Origin of the sequence: Bradyrhizobium sp. WBOS08 (assembly GCF_024585125.1) — a bacterium.
In the GTDB taxonomy this organism is placed as follows: domain Bacteria; phylum Pseudomonadota; class Alphaproteobacteria; order Rhizobiales; family Xanthobacteraceae; genus Bradyrhizobium; species Bradyrhizobium japonicum_B.
This window is the reverse complement of the sequence record NZ_CP028988.1, coordinates 1,616,604-1,640,695: the sequence shown is the minus strand read 5'-3', so window position 1 is coordinate 1,640,695 and position 24,092 is coordinate 1,616,604. Positions and strand designations below refer to the sequence as shown.

Genomic DNA, 24,092 nt, shown 5'->3' with positions numbered 1-24,092 from the left:
GGAGGCGGGGCATCCAGTACGCCGCGGCCCATCGACTCAATCACAACCGCCTCGGAGTACTGGATCGCCCGCCTTCGCGGGCGATGACACCGAGGTTGAGGTCACACCACAGGCGCCGCCTCGTCCTCCACCCGGCTCTGCCTAAGCGCCCGCGCGTAGAGCATCATGCCCTCGCGCACCTTGCGCTGCTCGGCTTCCGTCAGCGCCGCCAGCGCGCCGCGCACCTGCTGGCGGCCAAAAGCGTGCAGCGCCTCCAGCGTGCGCCGGCCCTTCGCCGTCAGCGACAAGCTCTTACTGCGTGCATCCGTCTCGTCCGGTGTCTCGCGCAGCTCGCCGCAATCAATCAACTTGCGTACCAGGCGGCTGACGCTGGATTTCTCAAGACGCAGGAATTCGCCGAGTTCGCCCGAGGTCATGGGTCCGCGGATGCCGATCTCCAGGATGGTGTGCACCGCCGAGGGCGGATAGTCCGACGCCGCCACCGTCGCATCCATGAAGCCGAGCTCGCGCACCATCAAGCGCGAGGCGGCACGGATGTCGTCGATCAGCGCAAGCTCCGTCATCCTTGACTCCCGGCATATAGTTGTATCATACAACTATATGGGCGCAACGGCGCGCGCAAGCGTTTTGGAGTGGACCATGAGCGGAGCTTTGCCGACGGCGATGCGAATGAGCGGCAAGGTCTGCCTGGTCACCGGCGGCGGCAGCGGCATCGGCCGCGCCACCGCGCTGCGGATGGCATCCGAGGGCGCCGAAGCGGTCCTGGTCGCCGGCCGGCGCGAGGCCGAGATCGAGGCGACCGCCGCCTCGTGCCGCGAGCTCGGCACGGAGGCGATTGCGCTCAAGACCGACATCACGCGCGAGGACGACGTCGAACGGCTGATCCGCACCGCCGTCGAACGCTGCGGCCGGCTCGACGTCGCCTTCAACAATGCCGGATTCCAGGAGCGCCGCGCGCCGCTGGAGGAGCAGGGCACCGAGATCTACGACAGCGTGTTCGACACCAATGTCCGCGCGCTGTTCCTGTGCTTGCGGCACCAATTGCCTGTCATGCTGGCGCGGGGGCGCGGCAGCATCGTGGTCAACGCCTCCGTCAGCGGCGTGCGCAATCCCAATCCCGGCTTCTCGCTCTACTCGGCTTCCAAGGCCGCCGCGATCTCGCTGACGCGATCGGTGGCGCTGGAGAACGCCCCGCGCGGCATCCGCATCAACGCCATCGCGCCCGGCCGTGTCGTCACCGACATGATGCTGCGCGCAGGCGTCGGCGATGTGGCGACGGTCAGTGCCGGCCTGCCGTTGCGCCGGATGGGGAGTCCGGAGGAGGTGGCGGAGGCCGTGGTGTGGCTGGCGTCGGACGCGTCATCCTACGTCGTCGGGCATGTGTTGGCCGCGGACGGGGGATTTCTGGCGTCGTAGTAGTGATCGTAGCCCGGGTGGAGCGCAGCGTAATCCGGGGCCGACTCGCTTGTGGCATGAACCCGGATTGCGCTGCGCTCCATCCGGGCTACCGGCGCCTCAATGCTTCTGCCCGTACAGGACCGGCACCGCCGAATCCACGACGACCTCGACGAGGCTCGTGCCCTCATGCGCCATGCCGCGCTTCAGCGCCTCGCTGAGCTCCGCCGCCTTGCTTACCCGCACTGCATGGCAGCCCATGCCTTCGGCGAGCCGGACGAAGTCGATGCCCGGCAGCTCCAGCCCGGGCACGCCCCGCACCTGCATCACCTGGCTGAACGAGCGCATCGCGCCGTAGCCGGAATTGTTGATGACGATGACGGTGAGCGGCAGCTTGCGCTGCGCGGCGGTCCACAGCGCCTGGATCGAATACATCGCCGAGCCGTCGCCGATCAGGCACACCGTGCGCTGCTTCGGCTTGCCGAGCGCCATGCCGACGGCGGCGGGCAGCGAATAGCCGAGGCCGCCGCTCGCCATGGTGTAGAAACTGTCCTGGCCGGGCATCGGCAGAAACTTCTGCATGGCCGGCCGATGCGAGGGCACTTCCTCGACGAGGGAAGCACCATCCGGCATCGCTTGCGACAGCGAGTGCAGCAGGAACTCGACCGGCAGCGGATCGCCGGCTTGCGGCGCCGGCGGCAGCGTGCGGCCCTTCGGTGTGGTGCGCTTGCTCTCCGGCATAAGGTCGAGCAGCAGGCTGAGCGCCGGCTTCATCGTGGCGATGATGCTGGTGCCGACCGGGGTCACGGCTGCCGCGTCAGGATCGTCCGTGATCTGGAAGATCGTCGCGCCGCCGTCGAAGATCGCGGCATGGCCCTCGACATGGAAGGTGAACACCGGCGCGCCGATGACGACGACGACATCGTGTGCGCGCAGCGCGTCGGACAGCTGCGCCGGCGAAGCGTGCAGGAAGCCGGCGAATTGCGGGTGACGCTCGGGGAAGGAGCAGCGCGCCGAGAACGGGCTGACCCAGACGCTGGCCTTGGCCTTTTCGGCCACGCGCACCATCAGGTCCACCGCGCCGGCGCGGTCGACGCCGGGGCCGACGACGAGGGCAGGGTGCTTTGCGCTGGCGAGCGCGGCAACCAGCGCCTTCATCGCGTCAGGCTCGGGGCCGATCTCGCGGCTGACCTTGCGCGCTTCCACGGGGGTGGTGGCGTGAGCCCAATCATCGATCGGGATCGACACGAAGGTCGGCCCGCACGGCGGCTGCATCGCGGTGTAATAGGCTCGCGCGATCGCGGCCGGCACGTCCTCCGGCCGCGCCGGCTCGATGCTGTATTTGACATAAGGCCGCGGAAATTCCGAGGCGCGTTCGGCGTAGAGGAACGCCTGCAAGGGCAGGATCGAGCGCGCCTGCTGGCCAGCGGTGATCACCAGCGGGGTCTGGTTGCGGTGCGCGGTGTAGATGTTGCCGAGCGCGTTGCCGACGCCGGCCGCCGAATGCAGGTTGACGAAGCCGGCATTGCGCGTCGCCTGGGCATAGCCGTCGGCCATGCCGACGGCGGACGCTTCCTGCAGCGCCAGCACGTAGTCGATGTCGCCGGGCCAGTCGGACAGGAACGGCAGCTCGGTCGAGCCGGGATTGCCGAACACCCGGTCGATTCCGAAGCCGCGCAAGAGGTCGAGCGTCGCCTGCTTGACGGTGACGGACTTGCTGCCGGTCTTGCCGTTCTTGGCCATGGTTTCCGTCCCCTTGTTGTTGACTGGCGCGGTATCGGCCCCACCGTCATTGCGAGGAGCTCTTGCGACGAAGCAATCCAGACTATCACCGCGGAGGGATTCTGGATTGCTTCGCTACGCTCGCAATGACGGAGAGCGAGCGGAGCTACCACACCGCCGTGCCCTTCATCGTCGGCTGCCCCTCCGCGTTCGCCGTCCACAGCTCCATGCCCGCCTCGGTCTCATTCGCGTTGACCGAGAACTCCGTGCCTTCGAACAGCGGCTGCAGCCCGCGATAGGTGAACTTCTTCGGCGCCTTGCCGCCGCGCAAGCGCGCCGCCATCTCGATGATCAGCGCCGCCTGCAGCGGGCCGTGGAAGATCAGGCCCGGATAACCCTCGACCTTGGTGACGTAGTCGCGGTCGTAATGGATGCGGTGGCCGTTGAAGGTCAGGGCGGAGTAGCGGAACAGCAGCACGGGATCCGACACATGTGTCTCGCGGTGCTGCGCCTTCGGCGGCGGAGGCGGGGCCTTCGCGCCCGTCGGCGCGCTGCTGGTCATCTCGCGATAGACGATATCCTGCCGCTCGCGGATGGCGGTGCCGCGCGGCGAGGAGATGCTGTGCTCGACCGAGACGAAGCATAGTGTGCCGGTGGAGCCTGACTTCACCTGCACATCGGCGATGCGCGAGGTCCGGGTCGATTCGTCGCCGACGCGCAGCGGCTGCAGGAACTCGATCTCGCCGCCGGCCCACATCCGGCGCGGCAGCGGCACCGGCGGCAGGAAGCCGCCGCGGGTGGGGTGGCCGTCGGGCCCGAGCATCGACATCGGAAACACCGGCTGCGCCAGGCACCAGTGCACCGTGAACGGCGCGGCGTCGCCCTTCCTGGGCTCGCCGACGTCCTGGAATAGCGTCGCGCGCAGCCCCATGACGAGCTGTGCGGCGACGATGTCGGTCGCCTCCGTGCTGCGGCCGATCCATTGCCGCAAATGATCGATGTCGAGCTTCTCGGTCATGACGCCTCGCTCTGTTACTTCTTGGACTGCGGATTTTCGCCGATCGCGGGCACGGCGCCATAGCTGCGCGTCTCGCCGACGATGATCGGCGCCGGCGCGGGATAGCTGACACGTCCCTGCGGCGTGTCCACCTCGATGCGGCGCAGATGCGGATGCTTGGCAAGATCGGCCATGGTGTTGACCTCGGCAAAGGCAATGTCGGCATCGGACAGCCGCTTCAGCAGCTCGTCGCGCGTCATCTTGCCGAAGGCGTCCGCCACCGTCTGGTCGGTGAAGTCGCGGTTGCGGACGCGCTCGACCATGTTGGCGACGCGCGGATCGGCGGGCAGGTCCGGTTGATCTAGCACCTTGGCGCACAGCGTCTTCCACTCGCGCTCGCTCTGGATCGAGATCAGGATATCCTTGCCGTCCTTCGACGTGAACACGCCGTAGGGCGCGATCGAGGGATGGCGCAGGCCCATGCGCTTGGGCGGATTGCCGGCTTCGGAGTTCAGCAGCGGCACCGTGCACCAGTCCGCCATCACGTCGAACATGGAGATGCGGATGTCGGCTCCCTTGCCGGTGCGCCCGCGCGCGATCAGCGCTTCCAGGATTGCCGCGTGTGCAGTGGCGCCGGTGGCGACATCGACGATCGACATGCCGACGCGCGAGGCGCCATCGGGATTGCCGGTGATCGAGGCAAGGCCGCTCTCGGCCTGGATCAGCAGGTCATACGCCTTGCGATGCGCGTAGGGACCTTCGTCGCCATAGCCGGTGATGGTGCAGGAGATCAGCTTGGGATAGTCCTTCAACAGCCGCTCGCGGGAGAAGCCGAGCTTGTCCATCGAGCCGGGCTTCAAATTCTGGATCAGCACGTCGGCGCTGGCGATCAGCTTCTCCAGCTCGGCGCGGCCTTCCGTCGTCGTGAGATCGACCACCGCCGATTGCTTGCCGCGGTTAAGCCAGACGAAGTAGCTGCTCTGGCCCTTGGCCGCCGCGTCATAGCCGCGGGCGAAATCGCCCTCGGGCCGCTCGATCTTGATCACCTCGGCGCCGGCATCGGCCAGGCGCGAGGAGCAGAAAGGCGCCGCCACCGCCTGCTCGACCGCAATCACCCTGATCCCGTCAAGTGCTCCCATGACCGGACCTCAGTACGAGCGCGGCATGCCGAGCACGTGCTCGGCGACGTAGGACAGCACGAGATTGGTCGAGATCGGCGCGACCTGATACAGCCGCGTCTCGCGGAACTTGCGCTCGACGTCGTATTCCTCGGCAAAGCCGAAGCCGCCATGAGTCTGGATGCAGGCATTCGCTGCTTCCCAGGACGCATCGGCAGCCAGCATCTTGGCCATATTGGCCTCGGCGCCGCAATCGAGCCCGGCCTCGTATTTCCGCGTGGCTTCCTTCACCATCAGCTCGGCCGCGCGCATCGAGGCGTAGGCCTTGGCGATCGGAAACTGGATGCCCTGGTTCTGGCCGATCGGCCGTCCGAAAACGCTGCGCTCCTTGGCGTAGTTGGTCGCCTTGGCGATGAACCATTTGGCGTCGCCGACGCATTCGGCGGCGATCAGGATGCGCTCGGCATTCATGCCGGAGAGGATGTAGCGAAAACCCTTGCCCTCCTCGCCGATCAGGTTCTCCGCCGGCACCTTCATATCCGTGAAGAACACTTCGGTGGTGGCGTGGTTCATCATGGTGCGGATCGGGCGGATCTCCAGGCCGTTGTTCTTGGCCTCGCGCATGTCGACGATGAACGCCGACAGGCCGTCGGTGCGCTTCTTGGCCTGCTCCTTCGGCGTGGTGCGCGCCAGCAGCACCATCAGGTCGGAATGCTCGGCGCGGCTGGTCCAGATCTTCTGGCCGTTGACGATGTAGCTGTCGTTGCCGTCCTTGCGCGCGAACGTCTTCAGCGAGGAGGTGTCGGTGCCGCTGGTCGGCTCGGTGACGCCGAACGCCTGCAGGCGCAATTCGCCGCTCGCGATCTTCGGCAGGTACTTCGCCTTCTGCTCGGCGTTGCCGTGGCGCAGCACGGTACCCATCGTGTACATCTGGGCATGGCAACCGCCGCCATTGCAGCCCGCGCGCTGGATCTCTTCCAGGATCGCCGCCGCGGCCGACAGCTTCAGGCCCGCGCCGCCATATTCCTCGGGGATCAGCACCGAGAGGTAGCCGGCCGCGGTCAACGCGTCGACGAAGGCCTTGGGGTAGGCCATCTCGCGATCGAGCTTGCGCCAATATTCGCCGGGAAATTGCGCGCAGAGCTTGGCGACGGCGTCGCGGATGTCGGCGTAATCTTCGGTGTGGTGTTCATCGCTCATGGCGTTTCCCATTGGTAGCGGCAGTTAAGATAACGCCGGCCGATCCCCAGGCGTTGTGAAAACAACGCCAGCCCCCTATGCTCATTTGTTATAGCGTATGGAGTAGCCTTCCAGGATTGGCAAGCATGGATTTCCGGCAGCTCAGGACCTTCAGTTGCGTGGCGGAGCTCGGCAGCCTGTCCAAGGCGTCCGACACGCTCCGCGTGGCGCAGCCGGCGCTCTCCCGGCAGATCAAGCTGCTGGAACACGAGCTACGCACTGAACTGTTCACCCGCAACGGCCGCGGCATGGTGCTGACCGAGGCCGGCCGCCTGCTGCTGGCGCGCACCTCCGGCATCGTGCGGCAGATCGACCAGATCCGCGACGACATCCAGTCGTCCCAGGGGCCGCCTTCGGGCCAAGTCGTGCTCGGCCTCGTTCCAACCGTCAGCTGCGTGCTGTCGGCGCGCTTTGCGCGGCGCTGCGTCGAAAAATTTCCCGGCATCTCGCTGCGAATCGTCGAGAGCTACAGTGGCCATCTGGTCGAATGGCTGCATCGCGGCGAGATGGACCTCGCCATCCTCTACGGCCGCTCCGCCGATCTGCATCTCAACGTGGAGAGCCTCGGGCGCGATAACATCGTCGCGGTCGGCCCGCGCGGCTGCGGGCTGGCGCGCAAGAAGAGCGTCGATGTCGGCTGGCTGTTGCGGCAGCGCCTGGTGCTGCCCTCTCATTCCCACGGCCTCCGCGCGCTGATCGAGCACGCAGCCGCCCAGCGCAAGATCAAGCTCAACGTCCAGCTCGAGGCGGATTCCTTCCGCGTGCTGACCAGCCTGGTCGAGGAAGGGCTCGGCTTCGCGCTGCTGCCGCCCTCGTCGGTCCACGGCGAGGTCGCGGAGGGACGGCTGGAAACCGCTTCCGTCTCGAAGCCGATGACGCGCGAGCTCATTTTCGCTTCTCCGATCGACCGGCCGGTCTCGACGGCGTCGCTGGCGGTCACGGCCCTTCTGCGCGAGGAAGTCGCCGCCTGCCGCAAGGACGGCGTGTGGGACATCAAATTGAGTTAGATGGCATGTGGTAGAACAGCCGGGCGCCACCGTGCCTTCGCATCTGGCGCGAACTGTCATGCCGGAATTTTATAGCCGGAAAGCGTGTGGAGCCTGCCGTGCGTCAGGGGCCATGCGCTCTTCGCCTCGCCCTCGGTGTCATTGCCCGCGAAGGCGGGCAATCCAGTATTCCAGAGGCGACGCGGCTGGAACCGAGAGGATGCGGCGTACTGGATGCTCCGCCTTCGCGGAGCATGACGGCGGAGGGTGATGAAGCAGCCTGACCTAAAAGCCTTCGTAGTAGCGCGCCTACCCCGGAATCCTCACCGGCAGCGTCTCGTATCCCTTGATGAAGCTGGAATAAATCCGCTTGGGCTCGCCAACCACCTCGATGCGGTCGAAGCGCTTCAGCATCTCCTCCCAGACGATCTTGAGCTGCAGCTCGGCGAGGCGCATGCCGACGCAGCGGTGGATGCCGAAGCCGAAGGAGAGATGGGTGCGCGGGCGCGGACGGTCGATGATGAACTCGTTCGGCCTGTCGAACATCTCCTCGTCGCGGTTGCCGGAGACGTACCACATCACGACGCGGTCGCCCTTCTTGATGTGCTTGCCGCCGATTTCGGTATCCTGGAGGGCCGTGCGGCGCATATGCGCCAGCGGCGTCTGCCAGCGGATCACCTCGGGCACCATGGAGTCGATCAGCTCCGGATTGGCGCGCAGTTTGTCGTACTGCTCCAGGTTCTCGTTCAGCGCCAGCACCGAGCCGGTCATGGTGTTGCGCGTGGTGTCGTTGCCGCCGACGATGAGCAGGATGATGTTGCCCATGAGGTTGTCGGGATCCATGTGGCGCGTGGCGTCGTTATGGGCCATCAGCGACAGCAGATCGTTGCGCGGCTCCGAGTTGACGCGCTCGTTCCACAGCCTCGACATGTAGGCGTAGCACTCGTCCATTTCGCGGCGGCGCTCTTCGGCGGAGGCGACGATGCCGCTCTTGGGCAGCGCGGTCGAGACGTCCGACCAGCGCGTCAGCTTGCGCCGCTCCTCCCAGGGGAAGTCGAACAAGGTCGCCAGCATCTGCGTCGTCAGCTCGATCGAGACGCGCTCGACGAAGTTGAAGGTCTCGTTGCGCGGCAGGTTGTCCAGCACGGTCTGCGAGCGCTGGCGGATCAGCTTGGCGAGCTCGTCCAGATGCGTCGGCGTGAACATCGGCGACACCGTCTTACGCTGCGCCGAATGCTTGGGCTGGTCCATCGCGATGAAGCTCGGCCAGTCGTAGCCTTGCGGCACGTCGCGGATCGAGATGCCGCCGAGCGTCGAATCCGAGGAGAAGATGCCGTGATTGGTGTCGACATGCATGATGTCGTTGTACTTCACCACCGACCAATAGGGCTCGATCGGCGCGTTGGTGCAGTAATGCACCGGCTCTTCGTTGCGCAGCCGCTCGAACCACGGCCACAGCGTGTCGTCCTGGAACAGCCGCGGCGCGCCGGGATGGAATTGCGACAGCGGCGTCGCATAGGCCTCCTCGCGGGCCCTGCGCATGCGTTCGGCCTTGTCCACCTTAACCGGCGCTTGGATGTTCATCGTCGTGGCTCCAGTTGTTGTCTCACCTCTCCCGCTTGCGGGAGAGGTCGCGCGAAGCGCGGGTGAGGGTCTTATCCTCTCGGGGGCTGTCCCATTGCGGAGAGACCCTCTCCCCACCCCTCTCCCGCACGCGGGAGAGGGAGCGCAGCATTCCTGACGTTATAGCTCAAACTCACGCCGCAATCTTCACCGGCAGCTCTTCCAAACCCTTAACGAAGCTCGAATAGACCCGCTTGGGCTCGCCGACCACGTCGATATGGTCGAACCGCCCAAGGATCTCTTCCCAGATAATCTTGAGCTGGAGTTCGGCAAGCCGCAAGCCCACGCAGCGGTGAATGCCGAAGCCGAAGGACAGATGGGTGCGCGGGCGGGCGCGGTCGATGATGAAATCGTAGGGCTTTTCGATCGCCTCCTCGTCGCGGTTGCCCGAGACGTACCACATCACGACCTTGTCACCCTTCTTGATCTGCTTGCCGCGGAACTCGAAGTCGGAAAGCGCGGTGCGGCGCATATGCGCCAGCGGCGTCTGCCAGCGGATCACCTCCGGAACGAAACTGTCGAGCAGCGCGGGATTTTCGCGCAGCTTGCGATATTGCTCCGGATGCTGGCTCAGCGCGAGAAGCGAGCCGGACATGGTGTTGCGCGTGGTGTCGTTGCCGCCGACGATCAGAAGGATGAGATTGCCGAGGAAGTTCTTGGCATCCATGTCGCGCGTCGCGGCGCCATGCGCCATCATCGAGAGCAGGTCGCTCTTCGGCGGCTGCTCGGCGCGTTCCTTCCAGAGCTGCGAGAAGTAGGCCGCGCATTCCCCAAGTTCGGCCAATCGCTCCTCGTCGGTGGCGACGAGGCCGTCAGGGCCGGGAATCGTGGTGGCGATGTCGGACCAGCGTGTCAGCTTGCGGCGGTCCTCCCAGGGAAAGTCGAACAGCACCGCCAGCATCTGCGTGGTCAGCTCGATCGAGACACGGTCGACCCAGTCGAACACCTCGCCGCGGGGCAGGTTGTCGAGGCATTCGGCCGAGCGCTTGCGGATGTTGAGCGCGAGATTGTCGAGGTGCGTCGGCGTGAACATCGGCGCCACGGTCTTGCGCTGCGCCGCATGACGCGGCGGATCCATCGAGATGAAGCTCTCGCGGCGCAGGTCCGGATCGATGTCGCGGATGGTGATGCCGCCGAGCGCGGAGGCCGAGGAGAACACCGAATGGTTGGTCTCGATCTCCATGATGTCGTTGTAGCGGGTTACCGACCAATACGGCCCGAACATCGAGTCCTTGCAATAATGCACGGGGTCTTCCCGGCGCAGGCGATCGAAATAGGGCCAGAACGTATCGGTCCTGAACAATTCAGGGTCGCCCGGATCGAATTGCTCCAGCGGCAACGAACTGGCGCGATCGCGCAATGCGTCGAGCTTGGCCGCGCTCATGGTCCCATGCATGACCGTTCTCCCTGGCACGAACCGCGCGTTCTCGTTGAATTCTGCGCTGCGGTATTTGATTTGCAATTACAGCCGGTTGTCTGCGCCGGAGCAAGGGAGAGTTTTGCCACATCCAACTTTTGCGAGAGGGCCGCGGGACCTTCCTTAGCGTGATCCCCCGCACACCGTTCGTCGTGAAATCGTGCCAGAAACCGATTGGAATCGAGGTAAATCGAACCCGGCCGTGTTGGGGATCGACCAATCTCTGATCTATAGTTTGATTGGAACAGACCGACATCCCGAGGTTGCCGCCGTGAACGACATGCAATGGACCCCGATCGGCTCCGAGCCCATTCCGCCGCCGCTGCCGCCGACGCGGGTCGAGTTTTTCGGCAACCGCTCCGACTTCCGAAAAATGGTCACCAAGGGTGCCATGTTGGAACTCGTCACCTTCGGCTTCTACCGGTTCTGGCTCGTCACCGACATTCGCCGTCATCTGTGGGCGCACACTGCGATCGACGGCGATGCCGCCGAATATACCGGGCGGGCCAGGGAGCTCCTGGTCGGCTTCCTGTTCGCGCTCGCGATCCTGGTGCCGATCTACCTCGCCTATTTCCTTGTTGGCATCGAGTTCGAGCGCTGGCAGGGCTTTGCCTCGGTGCCGCTGTTCATCGGCTTCTACGCCTTCGGTCAGTTCGCAATCTTTCGCGCGCGACGCTACCGGCTGACGCGCACGGTCTGGCGCGGCGTGCGGTTCTGGATGGACGGCTCGGGCTGGGCCTATTCGTTCCGCGCCATGGCCTGGGGTCTGCTGGTGTTGCTGACGCTCGGCCTGGCGCTGCCGTGGCGCGAGGCCGCGCTCGAACGCTACAAGATGCAGCACAGCCATTACGGCGATCTGCGCGGCGATTTCGAGGGCGATGGCTGGACCTTCTTCAAGCGCGCCTGGTGGCTGTGGCTGCTCAGCCCGATCGCGGTCGTGATCTTCCCGCTCGCGCCGTTCTTCTATGCCGAATTCAAGGCGCGCGAATGGCGCTGGTGGCTCGACGGCATCCGCATCGGCGGCGTCAGCCTGTCCTCGGACCTGCCTCATGATGCCTTCTACGGCCTGTACTGGAAGGTGGTCGGCTGGTGGATGCTGCTCACGTTCGCCTTCGCTGCCTATATGGGCGTCGGCGGCTTGCTGCTGGTTCAACTGAGCGGCGTTCCGGCCGAGGAGATCTTCGCCGGTGACAACGGCACCAAGAGCATCCCCATGGTGGTGATGATGGTAGCAGGCTATTTCGCCCTGGCGCTCGCGATCAACATCGTGATGCGGGTCTATCTCCAGCGCGATCTCTGGGCCAAGGTGCTCGAGACCGTCGAGGTGCACGACATCGCGGCCGCGGCGGACGTGCGCGGCAGCGGTCAGCTTGCCAGCGCGCTCGGCGAAGGTTTTGCCGACGGGCTCGATGTCGCGGGATTCTAGGCTGTGAGTGAAACATTTGCCGCGGCGCCGGCGCAGTCGGCGAAGCCGACCATCTTCTTCGACGGAACGTCGAGCCGCAGGCGGCAGGTGACGCTGACATTCGGCGATGCGCTCGAGATCGTCGAGGAGGGCGGGACGCCGGTTCGCTGGGCTTACGCCGACATTCGCCGCGCCGACAGTCCGTCCGGCATCTTGCGCCTGTCGTGCATCGCCGCGCCGCCATTGGCGCGGCTGGAAATCCGCGACGCTGTGCTTGCGACCGACGTGACGGCGCGCTGCATGCGGCTCGACGAGCACATGACCTCGCGCCGCGGTGTCGCAAAGATCGTCGGCTGGTCGGTCGCGGCCGCCGTCTCCATCGTCTGCGTCGTTCTGTTCGGCGTGCCGCTCGCCGCCGACCGTCTGGCGCCGCTGGTGCCGAAACCCGTCGAACGGCGCATCGGCGACGCCGCCGAAGTGCAGGTGAAGACTATCTTCGGCCGCAATGCGTGCGAAGATCCCGCCGGCAAGGCCGCCTTCACCAAGCTCGTCAACCGCCTGCGCGATGCCGCCGGCCTCGACGACGATTCCATGACCGCGGGCGTGCTGCCGACCTCGGTGCCGAACGCGTTCGCGCTGCCGGGCGGCAAGGTCTACGTGCTCAAGGGGCTGCTCGACAAGGCCGAAAGCCCCGACGAGCTCGCCGGCATCCTTGCGCACGAGCTCGGTCATCTCAAGCATTACGACAACATGCGCGGGCTGATCTACAATGGCGGCACCTCGTTCCTGATCGGCCTCCTGTTCGGCGACGTCACCGGCTCGTCCGCGGTGATCTTCGCCTCGCGCAGCCTGGTCGAAGCCTCCTATTCGCGCGAGGCCGAGACCGCCGCCGATACGTTCGCGATAGAGGTCATGCACAAGCTCGGCCGCTCGCCGAAGCCCGCCGCCGAATTGATGTTCCGCATCACTGGCAAGGAAGGCGGCTCGACGCTCACGACGATCCTCGCCAGCCACCCGCTGACCGAAGACCGCCTCGCGCGCATGACCAAAGAAGATCGCCCGGTCTCCGGCCCGCCGCTGCTGACGGACAAGGAATGGCAGTCGCTGAAGCTGATTTGCGGCAGCGGGAAGGTGTGAGCAGGCGGTTTGCCCGCGAGGAACGATCTCTGCGAACGAAGTTATCCTCCTGACGCAGAGACATGAAGGTTCCACATGAGCTACGGCCGCTTTGCCGCGATGATCGCGGCTTCAACCATCATCATGTTCGGCCTGATGTACCTCAACACGTTTGCCCTGGACCACGTCTGGTACAGCCAGACCCGGACATGGATGGCGTTGCTGATGGGCGCCGTCATGGCGATCGTCATGCTGGGCTTCATGTGGAGCATGTACCGGAACCGGACGGCGAACACCGCCATTCTGGTGGCAGGCGCCGCCGTGTTCGCGATTTCGCTCTGGCTCCTGCGCAGTCAGGAGACCATCTCCGACGTCGCCTACATGAAAGCGATGATCCCGCATCATTCGATCGCGGTGCTCACGAGCGAGCGCGCGCACATCAGAGATCCCCGCGTTCGCAAGTTGGCGGACGATATCATCGAGGCGCAGGTGCGCGAGATCGGCGAGATGAAACGTTTGATCGCCGATCTCGAAGAGAAGCCGCCGTCGGCGGGCGCGAAGGATCTGCCACCGAGGCCACCGACCTGACGCGCCGCGATGGCGTCACTTCGCCGGTGCAGCAGGCGGATTCGATCCGGTGGTGACGTTCGGCGCATTGTTCGGATTCGAGGTCGTGGTCTGGGGACCGAACTCGCGTCCATTATAGAAGAAGACGGCCGCGACCATGGCGATCACGAAGATCGCGCCGATCGCCCAGCCGGCCGGGCTGTTGCGGCGCGCTTTGTCGGCCCTGCGGTCATTGTCCTGATAGGTCATCGAGCTCTCCATCCTGAAAGCAGGAGAACCGCTGGCGATCGAAGCTGTTCCTAAGCAGGCGGAACGCCGCCGAAAGACCTATCGCGTTCCATAAGCGCGGTCGCCGGCATCGCCAAGGCCGGGCAGGATGAAGCCGTTCGCGTCGAGCCCTTCGTCCACCGCCGCGGTCCAGATCGGCACGTCGGGATGCAGTCCGCGCAGCCGTTCCAATCCTTCCGGGGCGGCGATCAGGCAGGCGAGGCGGATGTCCCTGGCGCCGCGCTCCTTCAGCCGGTCAATGGCGGCCACGGCGGTATTGGCGGTCGCGACCACCGGCGTCACCACGATGGCGAGGCGCTCGCTGAGGTCGGACGGCGATTTGAAGAAATACTCGACGGCGGCAAAGCTGTGCGGCTCGCGGTAGAGCCCGATATGGGCAACGCGCGCGGTCGGCACCAGGTCCATCATGCCGTCGACGAAGGTGGTGCCGGCCCGCAGCATCGGCACGAACACCAGCTTCTTGCCGGCGATCTTGGCCGAATGCATCGTCGCCAGCGGCGTCTCGATCACGGTGTCGGCGAGCGGCAGATCGCGCGTCACCTCGTAGCAGAGCAGCATGCCGATCTCCTTGATCAGCTCCCTGAACGATTTGGTCGAGATGGATTTGTCCCGCACCAGGGTCAGCTTGTGCTGCACCAGCGGATGATCGACGATCGTGACGCCTTCCATGATGGGATGCTCTTCTTCTTCCCTTCTCCCCTTGTGGGAGAAGGTGGCGCGAAGCGCCGGATGAGGGGTATCGTTCCGCGAATTCCTAAGTGAGAGCTTCCCCGCGGAGAGAACCCCTCACCCGGCTTCGCTTCCGCGAAGCCACCCTCTCCCACAAGGGGAGAGGGTTTAAAACACAGTGCCGTCGCTGATCACCTTGAGCGGCGGCGAGCCGTCGGGACGGCGGGCGAAAGCGATGGCGCGGCCCGCGGCCCAGGTGCCACCTTCGAGGATGCTCGCAAGCGGCAAGGTCTTCGCCGTGCGGCCGAGCTTGGCGCGAACCAGGTCCGCGAGCCGGTCCAGCAGTGCCACCGTCAGCGCCCGCCATTCCACGACCAGCAGAGAATCCACTGCATGCGCGCGCCCGGCATCGGCGCCGTCGCGCAGGCGCAGCACTTCGTGATCGACGAACAGGCCGCCATTGCGATATTCGGCCAGCCCGGTCAGGCCGTCGATGTCGGTGACGTCGAGACCGGCGCGCTGCAGCGGCTCGATCAGCGAATAGCTCAGCCATTGCGACAGCTTGTGCAGCGGCACGAGGCCTGCCGTTGCGTCGTCGGCCTTGATCGCGGGATGGCGCCAGCAATCGCCGAGCGGCACGCCCGCAAGCTCGAGCCGCGAGGGCCAGATCGGTCCGAGTTGGTTCAGCACCGCAGCGAGGATCGCCGGCGCGGCAATGGTGCCGCCCTTTGCCTGCGCCGCGATGTGATCGAACAGGCCGCCCGGCCGTGGCGTGTCGCGCAGGCCGAACACGTCGGCGCGCTCCGCCGCCAATGTGCCCAGACGCCGCAGCAGGTCGACGCGTCCCTCGAGGCCGAGCAGCGGATTGGCATCGCTGACCTGAAAGGCGGAGGTGAGGGAGGCGAGCGGCAGTCTTGCCAGCACCTCGGCATCAGCCCTGAACGGCGCGCGGGCGTCGCCCGAGAACAGGCCGCCCGCGAACATGTCGAGGCTCGCGATCGCAAGCCCTTCCGAACGGCCGATGGCTTGTCCCGTCACAGCATCGCGATATCGCCACGCCGCGCCCGCGCCGGCATCGAGCAGCACGCTGACGATGGCGAGGTCGAACTCTGCGCGCGCCCGCGCCGCGCGGTCCGGCCACGATGCAGCGTCCGCAAGCCGCGCCCAGCGGTCGACGCCGCCGGTCACAAAATGCCGCCAGCGCGCATGGAACGGAATCTCCAGCGTCGGATAGGCCTGTCGCGTCACCGCGAGCACGGCCTCCGCGACACCATCCATGCGGTCGAGATCAACGGTGAAGTGGCGCAGGCCGCCGGCAAGGCCGATATCGAGCATTTGTCCGGCACGCGCGCGCACCGCTCCTGCGCTGAGCAGGGAGCGGGCCTGTCGTTCCAAAGCGTCCGCCATGGCGCGATCAGTATTTTTCCAGCGAACGTCCGACCACGCCATCGACGTCCTTCTCCGGCGCAATGTCGGTCGAATAATAGCCGGCGGCCTTCTTCGCGGCGATCTCGACATGGGCGTCGGCCGGGATCAGCTCCGGCGGGATCGGCACGCGCTCGACGATGTCGATTCCCTGCGAGGTCAGCGCGTCGTATTTCATGTCGCTCATCGACAGGAAGCGGTCGATGCGCTTCAGACCGAGCCAGTGGATCGTATCAGGCATCAATTGCTGGAAGCGCGCGTCCTGCACGCCCGCGACGCATTCGGTGCGCTCGAAATAAGCCGCCGCAGCGTCGCCGTCCTCCTGGCGCTTGCGTGCGTTGTAGACCAGGAATTTGGTGACCTCGCCGAGCGCGCGGCCCTCTTTCCGGTTGTAGACGACGAGCCCGAGCCCGCCCTCCTGCGCGCCGCGCGCGGATTCCTCGATGCCGTGGACCAGATAGGGCCGGCAGGTGCAGATGTCCGAGCCGAACACGTCGGAGCCATTGCACTCGTCGTGGACGCGGCAGGTGATCCTGGTGTGATGGTCCGGCAGTTTCGTCACGTCGCCGAACATGTAGACGGTGGTGCCGCCGATCGGCGGCAGGAACACCTTCATGTCGGGACGCGTCACCAGTTCGGGAAACATGCCGGCGGTCTGCTCGAACAGCGTGCGGCGCAGCTCGGTCTCGCCAGTGCCGAAGCGCGTCGCAAGGCCGGGCAGGTACCAGACCGGATCGATCGCGATCTTCACCACGGAGACGCTGCCATTGGCGTGCACGACCTCGCCGTCGGCGCGCAGCCGTTTCGCGGCGAGCGCCTCGCGGATCTCCGGCAGGTCCAGCCGCGCCCGCGTCACCGCGATGCTCGGCCGGATGTCCGCGCCCTCAGTGATCTCCTGGCGGAAGTTTTCGGCGACCAGATGCCCCCAGGGATCGAGCGCGACGATCTTTGCCGGATCCCGCCACTGCTCGAACGGCCCGATGGTCGCGGCCGGAAAGGTGTTGGTGAGGTCGGGCCGGCGAATCGGATCGAGCGCGCCGGCGGACACCGCGAGCGCACGGTACATCGCGTAGGAGCCGCCATGGCTGCCGATCACGTTGCGATCGCCGGCGCGCGACACCGTGCCGATGACCGGCCCACGCGCGCGCGCCTCGCCTGCGCCCCAATGGATCGGAAAGGCGGAGGTCCGGCCCGGCTCCGGATGCGAGGTGAGGCGGATGTGGTCGGTACGGTTGGCGCGGCTCATGTCCAGGCTCCCAAAAAGCCAACGGCCCGCCGCTGGGACGGGCCTGGCTCGCTTGCGAGGCCGAACCGGCGGCGCAAGCTCAATCCAACATATTGTAACCGCGGCGAGCGACAGACAAGTTAATCGTGCGCGGCGGCCGCGACCCATTCCCGCGCTCGTCCGGATCGAAGAGCGGCGCCAGAATGTTTGCTATATCTATGTAATTGCTGTCATTTTTGAAGGGCGGGCGGTCGCCTCGGCGGCCCGAACAGGTGACTGGATAAAACCTGCAGCTTCGGACATATCGACCGGATCGGCTCTGCCCCGGAGACTCCCATGCCCGCCAGCTACATCGACCCCCGCAACGGACAGCTCTATCCCCTCGACCAGCCGCGCTGGTGCTCGGAGGAGCGCACGCCGCTGCTGGTGACGCCGGGAGCCGGCATCTCGCGTGACGATATCGATGGTCGCACGCGCTCGCTCTGGCGCTACCGGGCCGCACTGCCGGTCGAGATCGCAAACCCGATCACGCTCGGCGAAGGCTGCACGCCGCTGGTTCAGCAAGATTGGGGCGAGCTGCGCCCGTTGTTCAAGCTGGAATGGTTCAACCCGACCGGCAGCTTCAAGGACCGCGGCTCCGCCGTGATGCTGTCGTTCCTGCGCCAGATCGGCGTCTCGGCCATTCTCGAAGATTCCTCCGGCAATGGCGGCTCGTCGATGGCGGGCTTAGGGGCCGCCGGCGGCATGCGCGTGAAGATTCTTGCGCCGGCCTCGACCTCGCCGGCCAAGATCGCGCAAGTGCGCGCCTATGGCGCGGCGGTGCAGCTCGTCGAAGGCCCGCGCGAGGAATCCGAGGCGGAGGCCATCCGCCAGTCGAGCCAGACCTTCTATGCCAGCCACAATTGGCAGCCGTTCTTTCTGGAGGGCACCAAGTCGCTCGCCTACGAGATTTGGGAAGACCTCGGCTTCCGCGCGCCCGACAACATCATCGTTCCCGTCGGCGCCGGCAGCAGTCTGCTCGGCTGCGCCTTCGGCTTCCGCGAGCTCAAGAAGGCCGGGCAGATATCGAAGCTGCCGCGGCTGTTCGCGGCGCAGCCGCTCAACTGCTCGCCGGTCGATGCGAGCTTTCAGGCCGGCCTCGACACGCCCGTCGCGCGCGAGGTAAGCAAGACAATTGCCGAAGGCACCGCCATCAAGCATCCGCTGCGTCTGCGTGAGATCATTGCCGCCCTGCGCGAGAGCGGTGGCGGCACCATTGCGCTCACGGAAGCTGAGATCGTCGCCGCGCTGCGCCGCCTTGCGCGCCAGGGCCTGTTCACGGAGCCGACCAGCGCCAGCGCGGCGGCGGCGCTGGACAAGCTGTCCGCGGCTGGCGCCATCCAGGCGAACGAAACCACGGTCGCGGTCCTCACCGGCACCGGCCTGAAGGCGGCGACGACGGTGGCTGATCTGGTGGGGTAGGGTGGGTTAGCCCTGCGGATGCGCGAAGCGCAGTCCGTGGGGCGTAACCCACCACTCTGCGGACGCGGAGACGAAAGAGGTGGGTTACGCTGACGCTAACCCACCCTACAAGGCGCCCTCTCTTTCTCCCGCGAGGGGAGAGAGAAAGAGACCTCACTCCTTCAGATCATTCACCTGCTTCACCCACGCCCGCACGTCCTTGAGCACGGCGGGCAGCACGGCCTTGACCTCGGCGAGGGTCATGCCCGCCCTGATGCGGGGATCGTACAGTAGATTGAGGATGTACTGGTCGTAGACGTCGAAATAGCCCATCGAGACGTTGTCGTTGAACATGGTCCAGGGCACGCTCGTGGTGTCGTTGATCGGCCCGAGCGATTGCAGCAGCTCCTCATAGGCGCAGTCGAGAAAGACGAAATCGCCGTTGTCGACGGTGAGGATCACGTCGGAATGCTCGATCTCGAAATTGTCGTTCTTGCGGAAGCCGGACAGGCATTGCGGGTCGAGCGAGGAGCGGATCTCGCGCGCCTTGGCGGCGCCGTAGAAGCTGGTGAGGGTGCGGTAGACGTCGCGATCGCGCACCAGCTTCACCCGCACATTGGCCGCTTCGGAGGTCGCGGTCATGGCTATGTCGAGATGCTGCACGCGCTTGCCGATGTCGGCCACGACCTTGGCCAGTTGCGCCTTGCGATCGGCGCGGTCGCTCTCGGCGTAGACGCGCACCGGTCCGTCGAACTTGCGGATGCGGTCGACGCGGCCGGCGAGATGATATTCGGCGCCGAACGCCGTCTTCAGGAAGCCGTCGACGATCTCGCCGTCGGTAAAGCTCTTCCTCTCGGCGCGCTGGCGCGCGGAGACTGCGGGCAATTCACCGGCGGCAGCCGCGACCGTGATGTCGGGCATCAACGTGAGCGCCGCCAACGCCAGCAGGGCGGAACGAAGGGCAGCCGAGGACGGATTCAATGCGCTCATCATCCTGCGACGCTGCCGCATTCACGCCGCGCGCACAAGGGCGCAAGGTCACACGTCCCGCGGTTCCCCGGCGTTGTTTGTCGCAAGGGAGTGAGCGTGCGTAGGGCAGGCAAAGCGGAGCGTGCCCACGCATCTGTGGCCGGATCGGAAAGATCGTGGGCATGGCGCTTCGCGCCTTTGCCCACTCTACGCAAGCTCACTTGGCTCTAGTTGTTCAGCACCACCACGGGGGTGCCGACCGCAACGCGGCTGTAGAGATCGCTGACGTCGTCGTTGGTCATGCGGAAGCAGCCCGAGGAGACCGCCTGGCCGATCGTCTCCGGCTCGTTGGAGCCGTGGATGCGATAGAGCGTCGAGCCCAGATACATCGCGCGTGCGCCGAGCGGGTTGTCGATGCCGCCCTTCATGTGGCGCGGCAGGTCGGGGCGGCGGGCCAGCATCTGCGAGGGCGGCGTCCAGTCCGGCCATTCCTTCTTGGCGGTGATCCTGTGCACCCCGCCCCAGCGGAAGCCGTCGCGGCCGACGCCGATGCCGTAGCGCAGCGCCTGACCGTTCCCGAGCACCAGATAGAGCCGGCGCTCGGCCGTGTTCACCACGACCGTGCCGGGCGCATAATTGCCGTTGTACATGACGGTGGTGCGGGGGATCGGGCTGGCGCCGCTGCCGAGAAAGCCGGTGGAACTGGTGCCCGTGAAGTCTATCATTCCCGCCGCGGATGCGTCGGCCGTGCCGGCCAGCACGAGCGCCATTGCGGCGATCTGCGCGGCAAAAAACCGGATCATTGCTTCCCCCAGAAAAAAATCGATTCAACGAAAGCCACAGGCCATATTTGCGGGCATTTCGCAAGCCACGGGCCCGTGAGGCAGGCATCCTTAACGGATGGTGTCACCAAATCGGCAACCGCGTCAATTTGCTCAAGAACGTCAGACTCCGTTCCAACTCCACCGGAACGGAGCATTAGCCAAACCCGCGCATCGTCATGCGGGGCAGGGCCGCGATGCCGGCTCTTGCTTTGACGGGCCGCGCGAACAATGATTGATCGCATGGATCGCCGGAAGCGACCGGTTGCGGAGCAAAAAGAATGAACGGTGCGGAAAGCCTGGTGCGGACGATGGTCAAGGGCGGGGTGGACGTCTGCTTCACCAACCCGGGCACTTCCGAGATGCATTTTGTCGCAGCGCTCGATCGCGTGCCGGGCATGCGCTGCGTGCTCGGCCTGTTCGAGGGCGTGGTGACGGGCGCGGCCGACGGCTATTTCCGCATGAAGGGAACGCCGGCCTCGACCCTGCTGCATCTCGGCCCCGGCCTCGCCAACGGCCTTGCCAATCTGCACAACGCCAAGAAGGCCAATTCCGGCATCGTCAACATCGTCGGCCAGCACGCGGTCTACCACATCGGCTACAACGCGCCGCTGACCTCCGACATCGAGGGCCTGGCCCGGCCGATGTCGTCCTGGGTCCGGACCTCGCCGGATGCCAAATCGGTCGCCGCTGACGGCGCCGCGGCCATTGCCGCCGCCAAGAGCGCGCCGCCGCAGATCGCGACCCTGATCCTGCCCGCCGACACCGCTTGGAACGAGGCCGACGGCATCGCCGAGGTCCCGGCCGAGCAGCAGCGCGCGAGCTATTCGCCGCAGGCGGTCGAGCAGGCCGCAAAGATCCTGCATGGCGACGGCGAGGGCACGCTGCTCCTGATGACCGGCAGCGCGCTGAGCGAGCAGGGCCTGGCGTTCGCCGAGCGCATCGCGAACAAGACCGGCTGCACCGTGATGGGCCCGACCTTCCGGCCCAAGATGGCGCGCGGCCGCGGCCGCTTCTCGATCGACCGCATCCATTACGTGATCGAGCAGGCGCTGCCGATGCTGGCCAAGTTCCGTCACATCGTGCTGGTCGAGTCCGACGATCCCGTGGCCTTCTTCGCCTATCCGAACAAGCCGAGCATGCTCAAGCCGGAAGGCTGCGAGGTCCATCGCATGACCTCCTGGGGCGAGAACTCGGTCGCCGCGCTCGAGGCGCTCGCCGGCGCGGTGAAGGCCAAGCCTGCGGACGTCAAGCCGCAGGCCCTGCAGGAGCTGGTCAAGCCGACCGGCGCGCTGACGTTCGCCTCGATCGCGCAGGCGATCGCGTGCGCGATCCCCGAGAACGCCATCATGGTCGACGAGTCCCTGACCACCGGCCGCGGCTTCTTCCCGCCGACCGCGGCGGCAGCTCCCCACGACTGGCTGCAGAACATGGGCGGCTCGATCGGCTTCTCGACGCCGCTGTCGATCGGTGCCGCGATCGCTTGCCCGGACCGCAAGGTCATCACCATGGTCGGTGACGGCAGCGCGATGTACACGATCCAGTCGCTGTGGACCCAGGCCCGCGAGAATCTCGACATCGTCACCATCGTGTTCGCCAACCGCATCTACCAGATCCTGCGCGGCGAGTTCGACAATGTCGGCGCCGGCGAGCCCGGCCAGCGCGCCAACGACATGCTCAGGCTCGACCGTCCGACGCTGGATTTCGTCGCGCTGGCCAAGGGCATGGGCGTGCCTGGCCGCGCCGTCACCAATGCCGACGAGTTCAACAAGGCGCTGGCCGAAGCCGTCGCCGAGCCCGGGCCGCGGCTGATCGAAGTCCAGATGTAGGGGCGTACGCAACGCGGAGCGCCGAGAGCCCGGAGGCACGATGCAGACCGAGCTGAACAAGGTGGTCGCGGCTGTCAGGGACTTCTACGCCCACGAGGGCTTCCTGTTCGAGAAGGACATCGGCGAGCGCGCGCTGACGCACCGCTTCGCCGTGCATCTGGAGAAGCAATTCGCCGGCTGGTCGGTCGACTGCAACTACGACCGGCTCGGCGAGCGCACGCTGCATCTGCCCCACGGCACCATCATCTCGACCGACGATCATCTGGGAAAGTCGATCTATCCCGATGTCGTCGTGCATCAGCGCGAGATCCCGAACAATCTGCTCGCCGTCGAGATCCGCAAGGCGAGCAATCACACGCCGCTGGAGCACGACCAGCACAAGCTGAGGGCGCTGACCGACGTCCACGTCTGGTTTCCCTACTGGATCGGCGTGCTGCTGGTGCTGGACAAGGACCGGGTGACGATGTCGGAAGTCTATGTCAGCAGCGCTGCCGACGACACGCTGTCGCGCTGGTTCGCGGCGCGGCTCGCGGAGGCCGGCCTCGGCGTCGCGGGGTAGCACCTGCAACCATGCCGGTAGGACCCGCTCCGGGTGATCACCGACGACCCGTCTGCCTTGCCGGTGACCTTGACGGTCGCCGTGTCGTCCGAGACCGGCAGCGGACTGGCGAGCAATGTGATCTCGGCCACAGTTCTCGCGTGGGATCGGACCTAATGTTGACAGACTTGCACGCGTCGATGCCGCGGGCCTAGCTTCGGCCCGTTGGGATCAGGCAATTTTGGAGGTTCTGATGCAAAAGTCATACTTGCTGGCCGCTGCGGCGGCGCTGGCGCTCATCATGCAGACACCGCTCGCGCTGGCCCAGACCGCGCCCGCCGCCGGCGGGACCGCCGCGCCTGCGGCGACAGCCACCGCGCCGGCGACGACGGCGGCACCGGCACCGGCACCGGCTGCGACCACCGACAGCTCCAGCCAGCCGACCGACGCCAAGAAGAGCGCGTCGAAGAAGCCGGCGAAGAAGAAGATGACGCGGCAGCAGGAGATCGATCACTCCGTCGACACCGGCACCGTGCCCGCGCGCTATCGCAGCTCGGTGCCCAAGCAGTACCACCAGTATATTCCGTTCGATAAGCGGTGACGGATCGCACGGCGGGATGTTGGGTGTCGCGCCGCTGCTGGCTTCGAAGAACGATGCTTTCGAACGGCCGGGCCCTCCGACCAACGGGTCTGCGACGAACCGCCTCTGTCCGGCGGACGCGGCTCGCAGATCCCCGGTGGCGGTCTGCGAGAGCAGTGCTAGAGTAGGCCGAAGCCGGGGGGAATGATGAGTGACGACGTGAAGGATGCTGGCCTTGTGGCCATGATCAGCAGCATCCTCGGAGGCAACAAGCGCGCAGACAATGTTGCACCGCCGCCGCTCGCCGAGGCACCGCCGACAATGCCCGCGAACGGAGCGGAACCGGTTTCCGCGCCCGTCGCCGAGGCGACCTCGATCCGGCAAGAGGATGCGTCCGACGCTGCACCGGCCAAGATGGAGCCGGTCGAGCAGCCTGCAAAGATCGTCACGACGCGCGATGGCAGACAGCTGCTGCCCGCCGAAGCGATCGCCGATCTCGTGCAGGGCGAGTTGCGCAAGCTGGAGGATTTTCCGGCAAACGGGGCCTCGATCACGGTCTATGGCTACCGGCAATGGAACGCGATGATCACCTTCGCGCCGTTCTCGACCAGCTTCCAGAATGCAACGCGGTTCCGCCAGGCCCTGCCGGATATCGTCTTCAAGCTCCGTCGTTTCGTCGAACTTGAGATATAGTCCGGGACAAGCGGCGTCGCCTGGCGCCGC

23 protein-coding genes are annotated in these 24,092 nt (G+C 66.0%); 10 read left to right on the top strand and 13 right to left on the bottom strand.

The window, feature by feature from the left end:
* Nucleotides 1-101 precede the first annotated feature (101 nt).
* Nucleotides 102-563 (bottom strand): MarR family winged helix-turn-helix transcriptional regulator, encoded by a 462-nt coding sequence (locus DCM80_RS07965; RefSeq protein WP_257196472.1) that lies wholly within the window; start codon nucleotides 561-563, stop codon nucleotides 102-104.
* 76 nt (nucleotides 564-639) lie between these two features.
* Between DCM80_RS07965 and DCM80_RS07960 the strand changes: the two genes are divergently transcribed.
* Nucleotides 640-1,416, top strand: coding sequence for an SDR family NAD(P)-dependent oxidoreductase (locus tag DCM80_RS07960; protein WP_257196471.1), 777 nt, complete (start codon nucleotides 640-642; stop codon nucleotides 1,414-1,416).
* A 99-nt stretch (nucleotides 1,417-1,515) separates the two neighbouring features.
* On the opposite strand, the gene mdlC is transcribed toward DCM80_RS07960, so the two are convergent.
* The 4 genes from mdlC to DCM80_RS07940 form a co-directional block, all read right to left on the bottom strand.
* On the bottom strand, nucleotides 1,516-3,138 hold the full coding sequence (gene mdlC / locus DCM80_RS07955; protein WP_257196470.1) for a benzoylformate decarboxylase: 1,623 nt from the start codon (nucleotides 3,136-3,138) through the stop codon (nucleotides 1,516-1,518).
* A gap of 145 nt (nucleotides 3,139-3,283) precedes the next feature.
* On the bottom strand, nucleotides 3,284-4,135 hold the full coding sequence (locus DCM80_RS07950) for a MaoC family dehydratase N-terminal domain-containing protein (RefSeq protein ID WP_257196469.1): 852 nt from the start codon (nucleotides 4,133-4,135) through the stop codon (nucleotides 3,284-3,286).
* Nucleotides 4,136-4,149: 14 nt separating this feature from the next.
* Nucleotides 4,150-5,253: a CaiB/BaiF CoA-transferase family protein gene (locus DCM80_RS07945; protein WP_257196468.1), complete on the bottom strand. Its 1,104-nt coding sequence runs from the start codon at nucleotides 5,251-5,253 to the stop codon at nucleotides 4,150-4,152.
* Nucleotides 5,254-5,262: 9 nt separating this feature from the next.
* Complete coding sequence (locus DCM80_RS07940; protein WP_257196467.1) at nucleotides 5,263-6,432, bottom strand: acyl-CoA dehydrogenase family protein; 1,170 nt, start codon at nucleotides 6,430-6,432, stop codon at nucleotides 5,263-5,265.
* 125 nt (nucleotides 6,433-6,557) lie between these two features.
* On the opposite strand from DCM80_RS07940, the gene DCM80_RS07935 reads away from it, so the two are divergent.
* Nucleotides 6,558-7,478, top strand: coding sequence for a LysR substrate-binding domain-containing protein (locus tag DCM80_RS07935; RefSeq protein ID WP_257178154.1), 921 nt, complete (start codon nucleotides 6,558-6,560; stop codon nucleotides 7,476-7,478).
* 288 nt (nucleotides 7,479-7,766) lie between these two features.
* On the opposite strand, the gene DCM80_RS07930 is transcribed toward DCM80_RS07935, so the two are convergent.
* Both DCM80_RS07930 and DCM80_RS07925 read right to left on the bottom strand, forming a co-directional pair.
* Nucleotides 7,767-9,041 (bottom strand): cytochrome P450, encoded by a 1,275-nt coding sequence (locus DCM80_RS07930; protein ID WP_257196466.1) that lies wholly within the window; start codon nucleotides 9,039-9,041, stop codon nucleotides 7,767-7,769.
* A gap of 172 nt (nucleotides 9,042-9,213) precedes the next feature.
* Nucleotides 9,214-10,476 (bottom strand): cytochrome P450, encoded by a 1,263-nt coding sequence (locus tag DCM80_RS07925; RefSeq protein WP_257196465.1) that lies wholly within the window; start codon nucleotides 10,474-10,476, stop codon nucleotides 9,214-9,216.
* Nucleotides 10,477-10,768: 292 nt separating this feature from the next.
* Between DCM80_RS07925 and DCM80_RS07920 the strand changes: the two genes are divergently transcribed.
* From DCM80_RS07920 to DCM80_RS07910, 3 genes are all read left to right on the top strand, one after another.
* A complete protein-coding gene (locus DCM80_RS07920; RefSeq protein ID WP_373569392.1) occupies nucleotides 10,769-11,923 on the top strand; it encodes a DUF898 family protein in 1,155 nt (384 codons plus the stop codon).
* 3 nt (nucleotides 11,924-11,926) lie between these two features.
* Nucleotides 11,927-13,039 carry a M48 family metallopeptidase gene (locus DCM80_RS07915; protein ID WP_257196464.1) on the top strand — a complete coding sequence of 371 codons (1,113 nt, stop codon included), beginning with the start codon at nucleotides 11,927-11,929 and terminating at the stop codon, nucleotides 13,037-13,039.
* A gap of 75 nt (nucleotides 13,040-13,114) precedes the next feature.
* The gene (locus tag DCM80_RS07910; protein ID WP_257196463.1) at nucleotides 13,115-13,606 is read left to right on the top strand and encodes a DUF305 domain-containing protein; all 492 of its coding nucleotides are present in this window, start codon (nucleotides 13,115-13,117) and stop codon (nucleotides 13,604-13,606) included.
* A 15-nt stretch (nucleotides 13,607-13,621) separates the two neighbouring features.
* Here DCM80_RS07910 and DCM80_RS07905 read toward each other — a convergent pair whose 3' ends face one another.
* From DCM80_RS07905 to DCM80_RS07890, 4 genes are all read right to left on the bottom strand, one after another.
* Nucleotides 13,622-13,834 carry a hypothetical protein gene (locus DCM80_RS07905; RefSeq protein ID WP_257196462.1) on the bottom strand — a complete coding sequence of 71 codons (213 nt, stop codon included), beginning with the start codon at nucleotides 13,832-13,834 and terminating at the stop codon, nucleotides 13,622-13,624.
* Nucleotides 13,835-13,912: 78 nt separating this feature from the next.
* Nucleotides 13,913-14,542, bottom strand: coding sequence for a uracil phosphoribosyltransferase (gene upp / locus DCM80_RS07900; protein ID WP_257196461.1), 630 nt, complete (start codon nucleotides 14,540-14,542; stop codon nucleotides 13,913-13,915).
* A gap of 168 nt (nucleotides 14,543-14,710) precedes the next feature.
* Nucleotides 14,711-15,949 carry a URC4/urg3 family protein gene (locus DCM80_RS07895; RefSeq protein WP_257196460.1) on the bottom strand — a complete coding sequence of 413 codons (1,239 nt, stop codon included), beginning with the start codon at nucleotides 15,947-15,949 and terminating at the stop codon, nucleotides 14,711-14,713.
* A gap of 7 nt (nucleotides 15,950-15,956) precedes the next feature.
* On the bottom strand, nucleotides 15,957-17,213 hold the full coding sequence (locus DCM80_RS07890; RefSeq protein ID WP_257196459.1) for a GTP cyclohydrolase II: 1,257 nt from the start codon (nucleotides 17,211-17,213) through the stop codon (nucleotides 15,957-15,959).
* Between the two features lie 315 nt (nucleotides 17,214-17,528).
* On the opposite strand from DCM80_RS07890, the gene DCM80_RS07885 reads away from it, so the two are divergent.
* A complete protein-coding gene (locus DCM80_RS07885; RefSeq protein WP_257196458.1) occupies nucleotides 17,529-18,653 on the top strand; it encodes a threonine synthase in 1,125 nt (374 codons plus the stop codon).
* Between the two features lie 153 nt (nucleotides 18,654-18,806).
* Here the strand turns inward: DCM80_RS07885 and DCM80_RS07880 are convergent, their stop codons facing one another.
* Together DCM80_RS07880 and DCM80_RS07875 are read right to left on the bottom strand one after the other, a co-directional pair.
* A complete protein-coding gene (locus DCM80_RS07880; RefSeq protein ID WP_257197895.1) occupies nucleotides 18,807-19,622 on the bottom strand; it encodes a DUF2927 domain-containing protein in 816 nt (271 codons plus the stop codon).
* A 206-nt stretch (nucleotides 19,623-19,828) separates the two neighbouring features.
* On the bottom strand, nucleotides 19,829-20,326 hold the full coding sequence (locus tag DCM80_RS07875; protein WP_373569409.1) for a L,D-transpeptidase: 498 nt from the start codon (nucleotides 20,324-20,326) through the stop codon (nucleotides 19,829-19,831).
* Nucleotides 20,327-20,703: 377 nt separating this feature from the next.
* Here DCM80_RS07875 and DCM80_RS07870 point away from each other — a divergent pair, with 377 nt between their 5' ends.
* From DCM80_RS07870 to DCM80_RS07855, 4 genes are all read left to right on the top strand, one after another.
* Nucleotides 20,704-22,251: an acetolactate synthase large subunit gene (locus tag DCM80_RS07870; RefSeq protein ID WP_257196455.1), complete on the top strand. Its 1,548-nt coding sequence runs from the start codon at nucleotides 20,704-20,706 to the stop codon at nucleotides 22,249-22,251.
* Between the two features lie 40 nt (nucleotides 22,252-22,291).
* A complete protein-coding gene (locus tag DCM80_RS07865; protein WP_257196454.1) occupies nucleotides 22,292-22,810 on the top strand; it encodes a hypothetical protein in 519 nt (172 codons plus the stop codon).
* Between the two features lie 232 nt (nucleotides 22,811-23,042).
* Entirely contained in the window at nucleotides 23,043-23,390 is a 348-nt protein-coding gene (locus DCM80_RS07860; protein WP_257196453.1) for a hypothetical protein, read from the top strand.
* A gap of 186 nt (nucleotides 23,391-23,576) precedes the next feature.
* Nucleotides 23,577-24,062: a hypothetical protein gene (locus DCM80_RS07855; protein WP_257197894.1), complete on the top strand. Its 486-nt coding sequence runs from the start codon at nucleotides 23,577-23,579 to the stop codon at nucleotides 24,060-24,062.
* Nucleotides 24,063-24,092 lie beyond the last annotated feature (30 nt).